The 12,650-nt window shown below is 66.7% G+C and carries 16 protein-coding genes; 3 read left to right on the forward strand and 13 right to left on the reverse strand.

The features are described 5' to 3' along the window. The 12 genes from G6N34_RS18880 to rpsJ all read right to left on the reverse strand — a co-directional run bounded on the left by G6N34_RS18880 (window position 1) and on the right by rpsJ (window position 7,427). On the reverse strand, window positions 1-1,932 hold the full coding sequence (locus G6N34_RS18880) for a hypothetical protein (RefSeq protein ID WP_234812758.1): 1,932 nt from the start codon (window positions 1,930-1,932) through the stop codon (window positions 1-3). A gap of 133 nt (window positions 1,933-2,065) precedes the next feature. Continuing rightward, window positions 2,066-2,362 carry a 30S ribosomal protein S17 gene (gene rpsQ / locus G6N34_RS18885; protein ID WP_085149613.1) on the reverse strand — a complete coding sequence of 99 codons (297 nt, stop codon included), beginning with the start codon at window positions 2,360-2,362 and terminating at the stop codon, window positions 2,066-2,068. Then, window positions 2,362-2,595, reverse strand: coding sequence for a 50S ribosomal protein L29 (gene rpmC, locus G6N34_RS18890; RefSeq protein ID WP_068246371.1), 234 nt, complete (start codon window positions 2,593-2,595; stop codon window positions 2,362-2,364). Before rpmC ends, rpsQ begins: the two co-directional genes overlap by 1 nt. Next, the gene (gene rplP / locus G6N34_RS18895) at window positions 2,595-3,011 is read right to left on the reverse strand and encodes a 50S ribosomal protein L16 (RefSeq protein ID WP_085149615.1); all 417 of its coding nucleotides are present in this window, start codon (window positions 3,009-3,011) and stop codon (window positions 2,595-2,597) included. Before rplP ends, rpmC begins: the two co-directional genes overlap by 1 nt. Before the next feature lie 3 nt (window positions 3,012-3,014). After that, window positions 3,015-3,839, reverse strand: a complete 825-nt coding sequence (rpsC, locus tag G6N34_RS18900; RefSeq protein ID WP_085149618.1) for a 30S ribosomal protein S3 — start codon at window positions 3,837-3,839, stop codon at window positions 3,015-3,017. Further along, window positions 3,839-4,333 carry a 50S ribosomal protein L22 gene (rplV, locus tag G6N34_RS18905; protein WP_085149621.1) on the reverse strand — a complete coding sequence of 165 codons (495 nt, stop codon included), beginning with the start codon at window positions 4,331-4,333 and terminating at the stop codon, window positions 3,839-3,841. The genes rpsC and rplV overlap by 1 nt, the downstream gene beginning before the upstream one ends. Then, complete coding sequence (gene rpsS / locus G6N34_RS18910) at window positions 4,333-4,614, reverse strand: 30S ribosomal protein S19 (RefSeq protein ID WP_003892827.1); 282 nt, start codon at window positions 4,612-4,614, stop codon at window positions 4,333-4,335. Before rpsS ends, rplV begins: the two co-directional genes overlap by 1 nt. A gap of 18 nt (window positions 4,615-4,632) precedes the next feature. Then, window positions 4,633-5,469, reverse strand: coding sequence for a 50S ribosomal protein L2 (rplB, locus tag G6N34_RS18915; protein WP_068246385.1), 837 nt, complete (start codon window positions 5,467-5,469; stop codon window positions 4,633-4,635). Window positions 5,470-5,493: 24 nt separating this feature from the next. Further along, complete coding sequence (gene rplW / locus G6N34_RS18920; protein WP_068246388.1) at window positions 5,494-5,796, reverse strand: 50S ribosomal protein L23; 303 nt, start codon at window positions 5,794-5,796, stop codon at window positions 5,494-5,496. Beyond that, window positions 5,796-6,452 (reverse strand): 50S ribosomal protein L4, encoded by a 657-nt coding sequence (gene rplD / locus G6N34_RS18925; RefSeq protein WP_085149624.1) that lies wholly within the window; start codon window positions 6,450-6,452, stop codon window positions 5,796-5,798. Before rplD ends, rplW begins: the two co-directional genes overlap by 1 nt. A 2-nt stretch (window positions 6,453-6,454) precedes the next feature. After that, entirely contained in the window at window positions 6,455-7,108 is a 654-nt protein-coding gene (gene rplC / locus G6N34_RS18930) for a 50S ribosomal protein L3 (RefSeq protein ID WP_085149627.1), read from the reverse strand. Window positions 7,109-7,121: 13 nt separating this feature from the next. Continuing rightward, window positions 7,122-7,427 (reverse strand): 30S ribosomal protein S10, encoded by a 306-nt coding sequence (rpsJ, locus tag G6N34_RS18935; RefSeq protein ID WP_003883485.1) that lies wholly within the window; start codon window positions 7,425-7,427, stop codon window positions 7,122-7,124. Window positions 7,428-7,796: 369 nt separating this feature from the next. Here rpsJ and G6N34_RS18940 point away from each other — a divergent pair, with 369 nt between their 5' ends. After that, complete coding sequence (locus G6N34_RS18940) at window positions 7,797-8,270, forward strand: hotdog fold domain-containing protein (RefSeq protein WP_085149630.1); 474 nt, start codon at window positions 7,797-7,799, stop codon at window positions 8,268-8,270. Window positions 8,271-8,278: 8 nt separating this feature from the next. Here G6N34_RS18940 and G6N34_RS18945 read toward each other — a convergent pair whose 3' ends face one another. After that, the gene (locus tag G6N34_RS18945; RefSeq protein ID WP_179965842.1) at window positions 8,279-9,808 is read right to left on the reverse strand and encodes a carboxylesterase/lipase family protein; all 1,530 of its coding nucleotides are present in this window, start codon (window positions 9,806-9,808) and stop codon (window positions 8,279-8,281) included. Between the two features lie 165 nt (window positions 9,809-9,973). On the opposite strand from G6N34_RS18945, the gene G6N34_RS18950 reads away from it, so the two are divergent. Both G6N34_RS18950 and G6N34_RS18955 read left to right on the forward strand, forming a co-directional pair. Beyond that, entirely contained in the window at window positions 9,974-11,227 is a 1,254-nt protein-coding gene (locus tag G6N34_RS18950) for a cytochrome P450 (RefSeq protein WP_085149636.1), read from the forward strand. Window positions 11,228-11,352: 125 nt separating this feature from the next. Next, window positions 11,353-12,600 carry a cytochrome P450 gene (locus G6N34_RS18955; protein ID WP_276061501.1) on the forward strand — a complete coding sequence of 416 codons (1,248 nt, stop codon included), beginning with the start codon at window positions 11,353-11,355 and terminating at the stop codon, window positions 12,598-12,600. The last annotated feature ends 50 nt before the right edge of the window (window positions 12,601-12,650 follow it).

Consider the following 12,650-nt stretch of genomic DNA (forward strand, 5'->3'; position numbering starts at 1 on the left):
TCACTCGCTCGAAGGCCTGCGCCGCACCAACCAGACCAGGCCGACGACCGCCGCACCGGCAGCGAGACCGCCCGCGGCCAACCAGGGCAACCGCGACGACGACGTGGCTGTCGCATCCGTGTCGGGCTCCAGCCCGCCGGGCACCGTCACGGGCGCGCGGCCAGGCACCGACACCAGACCGACCCCATTGAGCGCCGACCAACGCCGCGCATCGGCGTCGAGCCACGTGAGCAGGTTGTCGAGTTCGTCGACCGCACCGCCGTTGGAAGTCGCCACCAGAATCGAGCGGCCATCGTGCACGACGGTCTGCAGGGACCCGAACCGCACCTTGGGATCGAGCGTGAGGGTGGTCGGCTCACCCTCGTCGTCGAGCACGTCGAGGGTCATCGGGACCGTGTCGGGCGCCTTGATCGCAAGCTGGATCTGCGGGTGGCTCCACCCTTCGGCGTCGATGAGCACGGCGGGGTGCGGCGACGAGACCGCCTCCTCGATCGGCGTCACCTCGATGCCGAAGGGCAGCGCGGACACCCGCTGCAGCCCCGTCAGGATCTTCACCGCGCGGATCAGGTCGGCCAGTGGATCACGGTCCATGTCGAGGCCGACCTGCAGTCGCGGCATCATCGCCTGCGGCAGCGACTGAAACCCTTTGACCACCGGCGGGTGCGCCGCCTTGCTCGTCACCACGGTCGAGCCGTCGATGGTCAGCGTGACCGGCTGGAACTCACCGCATCGTCCGGTGTCTCCGGAGATGTTCACCTGCACCGCCAGCGTGGTGTTGCGCTGCAGCAGACGGTCCGGGACCTCCACCCAGCGGTCGATCGTGCCGCTGGGCGCGACGGGCCACCGCGCGACGATCTCGCCACCCACCGACGCCACGACCTGTCCGCCGATCGTGGTGGGCAGCGGCGTATAGGAACCGATCAGATGGACCCGAACCCCCTTGACCGAGCGGCCCATCCGGGTCTGGTCGAGATTGACACCCACCTGAGGGTTCAGCGCGATGGCGTTGACACCGGGCTGTCCCAGGTCACGGATGGTGGTCTCGTCCCTTGCCAGTTGGGGCACCGACTTCAGCGGCCCCGCGACGGCCTTGGAGCTCAAGGCGAATCGGCCGACCCCACTGGTCAGCAGGCGGGTCTGGTTGGTCAACTCCGAAGGCGGGCCCGAGATCAACAGCGCGGGAAGGGGTTCGGGACCGACCAGTGAGAGGCCGGCGTCGGGCCCCTCGGACACCACGATGTGGCGCTCCAGCGGCGCCGCCCCCTCACCGGGGACGGGCGCCGGGCCAGCCAGCGACTCGACCACCACTTGCGGGTGCTGAGCCCCGTAGTGCGCCGTGACGGCCGTCGCCAGCCTCACCACCGCATCCGCTTCGGCCCGCGACGGTGATTCGCCGACTTGGATGACCAGCCGCCGCAACACGGGCGGCAGGAAGTCAGCAACCGTCGTCGGCGAGGCTTCGGCGCCGACGAACGTGATAGCTGAATTCGCAAGGCGCAGCGGATTGGACGGATCCAGGCAGTAACCCTCGACCGGCAGGAGGTAGCTGCGCACCAGCACGCTGGCCGAATTGTCCTGCACTTCAACGCCGTTGAGCGGGATGGCCAGCGGGCCGCCCTCGGGTGGAAGTTCGACGCTGGTCAGCAGTCGATTGTCCTGGCTGACCGTGACACTAGCGCTGCGCACGTTCACCGGCAGCTGCACGGTGACGTTCAGCGACTCCGGTGTCATCCCTTGGGGCACAGGGATGTTCAGCATCACGGTGCCGTTCTGACCGTAGAACAGCAGATCCGGTTCGGAGCCCAGCTCAGGCAACGGCAGCGTCGGCGAACCGAACAGCAGCGGATCGGCCGAGGCGGTCGGTGCCAGGGGAAGCGCCAGAAGGCCGAGTGCCACAAGAAGTCTGACAAGGGAGTTGCGGCAGCGGTTCATCGGACAACAGCCTAGATCATCCCGGCAAATCTATTTGCCGAAGACGACAAACACATTTCCGCCCGACAGCAAAGAGCCCCCGACCTCAGTGAGGTTCAGGGGCTCTTCGATGAAGCGTAAGCGGCGAGGCCGATTACTTGGCCTTCTCCAGGATCTCGACCAGGCGCCAACGCTTGGTCGCCGACAGGGGGCGGGTCTCCATGAGCGACACGCGGTCGCCGATGCCGGCTTCCCCGTTCTCGTCGTGGGCCTTGACCTTCTTGGTGGTCCGGATGATCTTGCCGTACAGCGGATGCATCTTGCGGTCTTCGAGCTCGACCACGATGGTCTTCTGCATCTTGTCGCTCACGACGTAGCCGATAGCGGTCTTACGACGGCCACGAGGCTGCTCGGTGGGCGCGGTGTACTTCGGCCCCTTGGTATCTGCCATTACGAATCCTCACCATCGGGTCCGGCGGCCAGACCCAGTTCACGTTCGCGCAGCACCGTGTAGACGCGCGCAATTTCCTGACGCACCGTGCGCAGCCGACGGTTGTTGTCGAGCTGGCCGGTCGCCATCTGGAAGCGCAGGTTGAACAGCTCTTCCTTCGACTCACGCAGGCGGTCGGTCAGCTCTTCGTCGGTGAGCTCGCGCAGTTCGCCAGCGGAGATTCCCACTGCCATCAGAACTGCTCCTCTCGGGTAACGATGCGTGCCTTGATCGGCAACTTGTGGATCGCGCGAGTGAGTGCCTCACGCGCTGTCTTCTCATCGGGGTAGCTCAGCTCGAACAGAACGCGTCCGGGCTTGACGTTGGCCACCCACCATTCCGGCGAACCCTTACCGGAACCCATGCGGGTCTCGGCGGGCTTCTTGGTCAGAGGCCGGTCCGGGAAGATGTTGATCCAGACCTTGCCACCACGCTTGATGTGCCGGTTGATCGCGATACGAGCGGACTCGATCTGCCGGTTGGTGAGGTAGGTGTGCTCCAGGGCCTGGATGCCGTAATCACCGAAGCTGACCGAGGTGCCGCCGCTGGCGATGCCCCGCTGCTTGGGGTGATGCTGCTTGCGGTGCTTGACCTTACGAGGAATCAGCATTTGTCAGCTCTCCGTTTTCTCAGCGGCGCCACCGGCAGCCTCGGCTGCGGCGGGCGCCTCTTCGGTGGCGGCACGGCCGGCGTCGGTGCTCGTGGCAGTGGTGCCCGAAGCGCCACTGCGACGCGGGCGGCTACCCGAAGGACGCTCACGACGCGGACGGTCGGAACCGGCCGGTGCGGCGGCGGGCAGCTCGCGCTTGCCGCCGACGACGTCACCCTTGTAGATCCACACCTTGACGCCGATGCGACCGAAGGTGGTCTTGGCCTCGTACAGGCCGTAGTCGATGTCGGCCCGCAGCGTGTGCAGCGGAACGCGGCCCTCGCGGTAGAACTCCGAGCGGCTCATCTCAGCACCGCCGAGGCGGCCCGAGCACTGCACCCGGATGCCCTTGACGTTGGGCTGACGCATCGCCGACTGGATCGCCTTGCGCATCGCGCGGCGGAACGCCACACGGTTGCTCAGCTGCTCGGCCACACCCTGCGCCACCAGCTGCGCCTGGGCCTCGGGGTTCTTCACCTCGAGGATGTTCAGCTGGACCTGCTTGCCGGTCAGCTTCTCCAGGTCGGTGCGGATGCGGTCGGCCTCGGTGCCGCGGCGACCGATCACGATGCCGGGACGCGCGGTGTGGATATCCACTCGAACCCTGTCACGGGTCCTTTCGATCTCCACGTCGGCGATGCCGGCGCGCTCCAGGCCCGTGGCCAGCAGCTTGCGGATGGCGACGTCTTCCTTGACGTAGTCCGCGTACTGCTTGTCGGCGTACCACCGGGACTTCCAGTCGGTGGTGATACCGAGGCGGAAGCCGTGGGGGTTGATTTTCTGGCCCACTACTCCGAGCCCTCCTTCGCTTCTGCAGAAGCCTTGGTCTTGGTGTCAGCCTTGGCGGGAGCCTTCTTGGCGGTCGCGGCCTTGCTGGCCTGCGCCCGACGCGAACGCGTGCTGCTGGCCGAGGCGCCGGCCTTGCGGTCCGGACGGCTCTCGACGATCACGGTGATGTGGCTCGTGCGCTTGCGGATCCGGTACGCACGCCCCTGGGCGCGCGGACGGATGCGCTTGGCGGTCGGGCCCTCGTCGGCGTAGACCGTGGCGACCACGAGGGTCGTCGGGTCCAGGCCGTCGTTGTTCTGCGCGTTGGCCGCCGCACTGGCGATGACCTTGGCCACCGGCTCGCTGGCCGCCTGCGGCGCCCACCGGAGGATGTCGAGCGCCTCGGCGACCGACTTGCCGCGGACCAGGTCGATGACGCGGCGAGCCTTGCTCGCGGACACGCGCACGAACTTCGCCTTGGCCGTGGCGGACGGGTATTCAGTCGTGGTAGTCATCAGCGGCGCTTACTCTTCCGGTCGTCCTTGATGTGACCCTTGAAAGTCCGCGTCGGGGCGAACTCGCCCAGCTTGTGTCCCACCATCGCCTCGGTGACGAACACCGGGACATGCTTGCGACCGTCGTGGACGGCGAAGGTGTGACCGATGAAGTCGGGGATGATGGTCGACCGACGGGACCAGGTCTTGATGACCTGCTTGGTGTTCTTCTCGTTCTGGACGTCGACCTTCTTGAGCAGATGGTCGTCGACGAACGGGCCCTTCTTGAGGCTGCGTGGCATCGTTTATTCCTTCCCGGCCTAGCGCTTCTTGCCGGTGCGCCGGCGGCGGACGATGAGCTTGTCGCTCGGCTTGTTCGGCTTGCGGGTGCGGCCCTCAGGCTTGCCCCACGGGCTGACCGGATGGCGACCGCCGGAGGTCTTACCCTCACCACCACCGTGCGGGTGGTCGACCGGGTTCATCACGACACCACGAACGGTGGGTCGCTTGCCCTTCCAGCGCATACGGCCGGCCTTGCCCCAGTTGATGTTCGCCTGCTCGGCGTTGCCGACCTCGCCGACAGTGGCGCGGCAGCGGACGTCGACGCGGCGGATCTCACCGGACGGCATACGCAGCGAGGCGTAGGTGCCCTCCTTGCCGAGCAGCTGGATGCTGACGCCGGCCGAGCGGGCCAGCTTGGCTCCACCACCGGGGCGCAGTTCCACAGCGTGGATCACGGTGCCCGCGGGGATGTTGCGCAGCGGCAGGTTGTTGCCCGGCTTGATGTCGGCGTTCGGCCCCTGCTCGATCACGTCGCCCTGCTTCAGGCCCTGGGGCGCGATGATGTAGCGCTTCTCGCCGTCCAGGTAGTGCAGCAGCGCGATGTTCGCGGTGCGGTTGGGGTCGTACTCGATGTGAGCGACCTTGGCGTTGACGCCGTCCTTGTCGTGGCGACGGAAGTCGATCACGCGGTAGGCGCGCTTGTGGCCACCACCCTTGTGGCGAGTGGTGATGCGGCCGTGGGCGTTACGTCCACCCTTGCCGTGCAGCGGGCGAACCAGCGACTTCTCCGGATGGTCGCGAGTGATCTCGGCGAAATCGGAGACGCTGGCACCGCGGCGACCGGGGGTCGTCGGCTTGTACTTGCGAATTCCCATGTCAGTTAATCCCTTACCCGGCGGTTACGCCGGCGCTCCGAAGAGGTCGATCGGCTTGCTGCCCTCGGCCAGCTTGACGATGGCACGCTTGGTGGCCTTGCGCTGTCCGTACCCGGTGCGGGTGCGCTTGCGCTTGCCCTGGCGATTGGCGGTGTTCACGGAGTCGACCTTGACGCTGAAGATCTTCTCGATGGCGATCTTGATCTGCGTCTTGTTCGAATCCGGGTGCACCACAAACGTGTACACGTTGTTCTCGATCAATCCATAGGACTTCTCGGAGATGACCGGAGCCAGGATGATGTCGCGGGGGTCAGTCACGGTTGCCATCAGGCCGAAACCTCCTCGGTGGCAGTGTTGGCGGTGTTGGCCTCGATGTAGGCCGTCAGCGCCTCCACCGAGAACACCACGTCGTCGGCGTTGAGCACGTCGTAGGTGTTCAGCTGGTCGGGCGCGATCACGTGAACGCCCGGCAGGTTGTTCACGCTCTTGGCGCTGACCACATCGGAACGGCCGATGACGACGAGCACCTTCTTGCGGTCGGTCAGCGACTCCAGGAACGTCCGTGCACCCTTGGTCGACGGGGTCTGGCCGCTGACCAGTTCCGTGACCGCGTGGATGCGCGCGTTGCGAGCCCGGTCCGAGAGCGCCCCGCGCAGGGCGGCGGCGATCATCTTCTTGGGGGTGCGCTGGCTGTAGTCGCGCGGCTTCGGGCCGTGCACCACGCCACCACCGGTGTACTGCGGTGCGCGGGTCGAACCCTGACGCGCGCGGCCGGTGCCCTTCTGGCGGTACGGCTTACGGCCGCCGCCGGAGACCTCACCGCGGGTCTTGGTCGAGTGCGTGCCCTGGCGGGCGGCTGCGAGCTGAGCGATGACCACCTGGTGCATCAGCGCGATGTTGGGCTCGACATCGAACAGGCTGGCGGGCAGCTCGACCGTGCCGTCCTTCTTGCCTGCCGGCGTCAAAACGTCAATTTTTGCCATGACTACTTCTCACCTCGTTTGATCGCGGTGCGAACCATGACGAGTCCGCCGTTGCGGCCCGGGATAGCGCCCTTGATCAACAGCACGCCGTTCTCTGCGTCGACCTTGTGCACCTTCAGGTTCTGCGTGGTGACCTTGTCGCTGCCCATGCGGCCCGACATGCGGGTGCCCTTGAAGACACGACCCGGGGTGGCGCAGCCACCGATCGAGCCGGGCCGACGGTGCACTGCCTGCGCGCCGTGGCTTGCGCCCTGGCCACGGAAGCCGTGGCGCTTCATGGTGCCTGCGAAGCCCTTGCCCTTGCTGGTGCCGGTCACGTCGACGTACGCGCCGTCGGCGAAGATCTCGGCGGTCAGCTCCTGGCCGACCTCGTACTCAGCGGCGGCGGCTTCGTCGTCAAGACGCAGCTCGGCGAGATGCCGGCGCGGGTTGACTCCTGCAGCGTTGAACTGACCGGTGACCGGCTTGTTCACCTTGCGCGGGCTGATCTCGCCGTAGGCGAGCTGCACTGCGCTGTATCCGTCGCGCTCCGTGGTGCGGATGCGCGTCACGACGTTGGGCCCGGCCTTGATGACCGTCACGGGAACGACCTTGTTGTTCTCATCGAACACCTGTGTCATGCCCAGCTTGGTGCCCAGAATGCCTTTACGTGCCATTTTCCTAGGACTCCTACTGGATGTTCACGTCGACGCTGGCCGGCAGATCGATGCGCATCAGAGCGTCAACGGTCTTGGGCGTCGGGTCGAGGATGTCGATCAACCGCTTGTGCGTCCGCATCTCGAAGTGCTCCCGCGAGTCCTTGTACTTATGCGGAGACCGAATGACGCAGTACACGTTCTTTTCGGTCGGCAGCGGCACCGGTCCGACCACACTGGCGCCCGTCCGGGTGACCGTCTCGACGATCTTGCGCGCCGAGGCGTCAATCGCCTCGTGGTCGTAGGCCTTGAGCCTGATGCGGATCTTCTGTCCCGCCACGCTTCTCCTACCTCACTGTCAGTGACTGGATCCCATGTCAGGACCCAGTCGGGTTCAACCGTCGCACCCTGGCGCAGACTTCGCGCTCGCGTGCCGCCGCTCTTTACCTGTCTCTGGTTCACCGGCCCCCGCGGTCGGGCGTGTCGCCTTACGCTTTCCCGCCCGCGACAATGAATTCACTGATCGCGATCGAGAATGGGGCCGGACGCGTCCGTGCGGACGCAGGCCGTATGCCTCGCGCCGGTGGGCCACAGAGGGCACCAATCCGGCTCAAGGCAACCCGAACAGTATGCCCTAGATCCCAGCCTGTTCCAAATCCCTGCCCGAACCCGGCACCCAGCCGACCTTACTCCCCAGTAAGATACTGCCATGACGAGTCCCACCAGCACCTACCGGATGTGGCAGCGTCTGTCACCGCGGCCCGCGGGCAGGCTCCTGTTCTCCGCCGCGGCCATGGCTCGGGTCCCCTATTTCGCCTCGGTGCTGCCACGCATCGACCGCATGGAGCCGGGATGCGCGCAGGTGTCCGTGCCGAAGTGGTTCTTCGTCCACAACCACCTGCACACTGTGCACGCGATCGCCTCGTGCAACGCCGCCGAGATCGCGATGGGCATGCTCATGGAGGCCACGGTGCCCACGACCCATCGGTGGATCCCCAAGGGCATGACGGTCGCCTACCTCGCCAAGGCCACCACCTCACTGCGGGCGACCGCGCGACTGGATCCGCCGGACTTCGACGCCATCACCGAGGGCGTCGAGGTGGTGGTACCGGTGAGCATCGCCGATCGCAGTGGCCAGGAGGTCGTGCGCGCCGAGATCACGACCTGGGTCACGCCGCGCTGACTCGTCGTCTAATTCTGGGCCCAGAAGTCGCACTGATGCTCGTCGCGAAATGAGGTGAAAGCCTCGCTTCCGCCAAGCTTCAGCGACATCCACGCCGGGTCGGTGCCAAAGGCCTGCCAATCGCCGCCGGGCTCACCCGTGCGGACGAACTCGGTCCAGAACGCGATCATCTCGTCGGACAGGCGCTGTTGCTCGGCGTTGAGCGCGGGCGCGCCACCGACGTCGAACAGGTAGCGCAGTTCGAGCGAGTGGCTCGCTCCGACCGGGAACGGCACCTCGCGAAGTGGTGGCGGCGTCGGCGCGGTCCGGTCGTTGAATTCGTAGGCGTAGACCGGGGAATGGGGTGCGATCGCCGCGCCCATCCGGTCCGCCGGACACGCGAAGACGCCGTCGGTGACCGCGGCCGAATACGCCAGTTCGACGCTCCCGCCGTACCGCTCGAGCGGGTAATGCTGCGCGACGCTGACCGCGTCCGCGCCGAAGGTCTCGGACAGTTCCTCCGGGTACTCGGCGGCGGTCGGCGCATGGCCGGACCGCAGGAACTTCAGTGCGGCGAACAGGGTGAACTCGTCGCGCGTGGTCCCGATCAGGATCGGCACGCGCGACGCCGACGTCGCGTCGAGGACGGCGGCCGGATCGGTGGGCAGTTCCGGCGTGCCCGTCACGGGCCCGCTGAGGCCGTCGTCCCCGATGGAGAAGAAGGAGGGCGAGCGCTCCAGCGCGGTGGCCGGAAGACCGCGCAGACAGGCCGCGGCTGTGGCCGGGTCGCCACAGCCCACCTCACGCGCATAGCGCAGACTCACCTCGCGCGCCTCGGACAGGTTGGCCTGGGCCTGACACGGCCCGCTCTGCAGGATCGCGGCCCGGAACAGGCCGGCGGACTCGCGCGCGACCAGGTGGTCGCACACCGACATCGCGCCCGCGCTCTGCCCCGCGATGGTCACCTTCGCCGGATCGCCGCCGAACCGCGAGATGTTGTCGCGCACCCAATGCAGGGCGGCCTGCTGGTCGAGCAGGCCGTAGTTGCCGTGCCCGAGCGACGGATGTGCGAGGAACCCGAGTGCGCCGAGTCGGTAGTTGATGGTCACGACGACGATGTCGCCCTTCTCCACCAGCCATGACGCGTCGTACATGTCGCCGCTGCCGTTGGCGAAGCCGCCGCCGTGGATCCACACCATGACGGGGCGGCCCTGCGCTCCGCGGGGGCTCCACACGTTCACCGACAGACAGTCCTCGGAGTCCCGTCTGCCCGTGCCCGGGTCCAGGGCGGTGTCTTGGATGCAGCGCGGGCCGGGGTCGCTGGCATCGCGCAACTCGGTCCACGGCGCTGCCGGTTGCGGCGGCGCCCACCGCAGGTTCCCGACAGGCGGGGCGGCGTACGGGATGCCGCGGAACAGCAGGTGCCCCGGCGCCACGAGTCCCCGCACGGGCCCTGACGCGGTGTGCACGAGCCCGGAGTCCAGACCGGGATCGGCCCCCTGCCGCTCGGCCCTGGTGCTGGTGCTGGTGCCGCAGCCGGCCATCACGACGACGGCCATCAGGGCCGCGGCGAGCACGGCCACCACGTGGGCGAACGGTCGCCTGGGCACAGCTGCCGAGCTTACCGACGTCAAGCCGGGGCCACCTTCCTCACACGCTCGCGGGACCATCCCCTACAGTGCTCTTGACACCCGTCAAGTTTCATTCCAAGTGAGGTTCCCAACATGAGCACCCAGGTCACCCATGACGCCGCCAAGGTGCTGGCCGAGCCGAGAGCCTATGCCGACGAGCAGCGGCTGTACGCCGCTCTGGCCCAGCTGCGCAAGGAGACGCCGGTGGCCTACGTCGACGTGCCCGGCTACTACCCCTTCTGGGCGATCACCAAGCACGCCGACGTCATGGCGATCGAGCGCGACAACGAGCTCTTCATCAACGCTCCGCGGCCGATGCTGATCACCAAGGAGAAGGATGATGTCGCCAAGGCCAACCTGGCCGCCGGCGGTGGCATCCGCACCCTGATCCACATGGACGACCCGCTGCACCGCGACATCCGCAAGATCGGTGCCGACTGGTTCCGCCCGAAGGCGATGCGTGCGCTCAAGGAGCGCGTCGACGAGCTGGCCAAGGTTTACGTGGACAAGCTGGTCGAGAAGGGTCCGGAGTGCGACTTCGTTCAGGAGGTCGCGGTCAACTACCCGCTGTACGTGATCCTGTCGCTGCTGGGCCTGCCGGAGTCGGACTTCGACCGGATGCTCAAGCTGACGCAGGAGATGTTCGGCAACGACGACGAGGAGTTGGGCCGAGGCGGGAAGTCCGCGGAGGAGCTCAGCGCGGTCATCCTCGACTTCTTCAACTACTTCACCCAGCTGACCGCCGACCGTCGGGCGAACCCCACTGATGACTTGGCGTCGGCCATCGCCAACGCGAAGCTCGACGGCGAGTACCTCAATGACGTCGACTGCCTGTCGTACTACGTGATCGTCGCCAGCGCCGGCCACGACACCACCAGCGCCGCGATCTCGGGCGGCCTGATGGCTCTGGCCGAGAACCCGGATCAGCTGGCGCGCCTCAAGGCCGACATGAGCCTGATGCCGCTGGCCACCGAGGAGATCATCCGCTGGTCCGCTCCGGTCAAGGAGTTCATGCGCACCGCCACGGCCGACACCGAGGTGCGCGGCGTGCCGATCAAGGAGGGCGAGTCGGTTCTGCTGTCCTACGTCTCGGCCAACCGCGACGAGGACATCTTCGAGAATCCGCACAGGTTCGACGTCGGCCGCGACCCGAACAAGCACCTGTCGTTCGGCTACGGCGTGCACTTCTGCCTGGGCGCCGCCCTGGCGCGGATGGAGATCAACAGCTTCTTCACCGAGCTGATCCCGCGCCTGGACTCGATCGAGCTGGCCGGGGATCCGCGGTTCATGGCGACGACGTTCGTCGGCGGACTCAAGCACCTCCCGATCCGCTACTCGGTGCGCTGAGCGACGGTGTGACGCGGGTCGGCCCCGCAGCCTCTCCGTAACCCCGATCACATACACTGCGCTTGACACCCGTCAAGCGCAGTGTCTGTTTGAGGAGCGTGAGGAGTCCCGTGGGCACACCGACCATGAACCAGGAATCGCAGGACGCCGCCAAGGCCCTCGCGGATCCGACGGCCTACGCTGATGACGACCGCCTGCACAGTGCGCTCGCCCATCTGCGGGCGAACGATCCGGTCGCCTTGGTGGATCAGTGGCCGTACCGCCCGTTCTGGGCGATCACCAAGCACGCCGACATCATGGCCATCGAGCGCGCCAACGACCTGTTTCTGTCCGAACCGCGCCCACTTCTGGTCACCGCCGACGCCGACGATCTCGCCAAGGCCCAACTCGAGGCCGGCATCGGCCTGCGCACGCTGATCCACATGGACGATCCGCACCATCGCGACATCCGCAAGATCGGCGCCGACTGGTTCCGCCCGAAAGCCATGCGCGACCTGAAGATTCGCGTTGACGAACTTGCCAAGCGCTACGTCGACCGGATGCGCGACATCGGCCCGGAATGCGACTTCGTCACCGAGATCGCGGTGAACTTCCCGCTGTACGTGATTCTGTCGCTGCTCGGCCTGCCCGAAGACGACTTCGGCCGCATGCACATGCTGACGCAGGAGATGTTCGGCGGCGATGACGACGAGTACAAGCGCGGCACCACGCCCGAGGAACAGTTGGCCGTCCTGACCGACTTCTTCAACTACTTCGCGGCGCTGACCGCGTCGCGGCGGGCGAACCCGACCGAGGATCTGGCGTCGGCGATTGCCAACGGCCTGATCGACGGCGCACCGATGTCGGACATGGACACGTTGTCCTACTACGTCATCGTCGCCAGCGCCGGCCACGACACCACCAAGGACGCGATCTCCGGCGGACTTCACGCTCTCATCACCAATCCCGCTGAATTGGCCCGCCTGCAGGGCGATCTGGACCTGATGCCGACCGCGGTCGAGGAGATGATCCGCTGGTCCACCCCGGTCAAGGAGTTCATGCGCACGGCGGCCGAGGACACAGTCGTCCGCGGTGTGCCGATCGCCAAGGGCGAGTCGGTCTACCTCGCCTACGTCTCGGGCAACCGCGACGAGGAGGTCTTCGAGGATCCCTTCCGATTCGACGTCGGTCGAGATCCCAACAAACACTTGTCCTTCGGTTACGGCGTGCACTTCTGTCTGGGGGCGGCACTGGCTCGGATGGAGATCAACAGTCTGTTCACCGAACTGCTGCCCCGGCTGGAGTCGATCGAACTGGCGGGGCGCCCGGAACTGTCGGCTACGACGTTCGTCGGCGGCCTCAAGCATCTGCCGATCCGCTATTCACTGCGGTAATTCCGATCCACGGACCTTCATCCGCGGGGACGAAAGTCCTCTCTTTCGCA

The sequence above is a fragment of the Mycolicibacterium confluentis genome (genome assembly GCF_010729895.1).
Classification (GTDB): domain Bacteria; phylum Actinomycetota; class Actinomycetes; order Mycobacteriales; family Mycobacteriaceae; genus Mycobacterium; species Mycobacterium confluentis.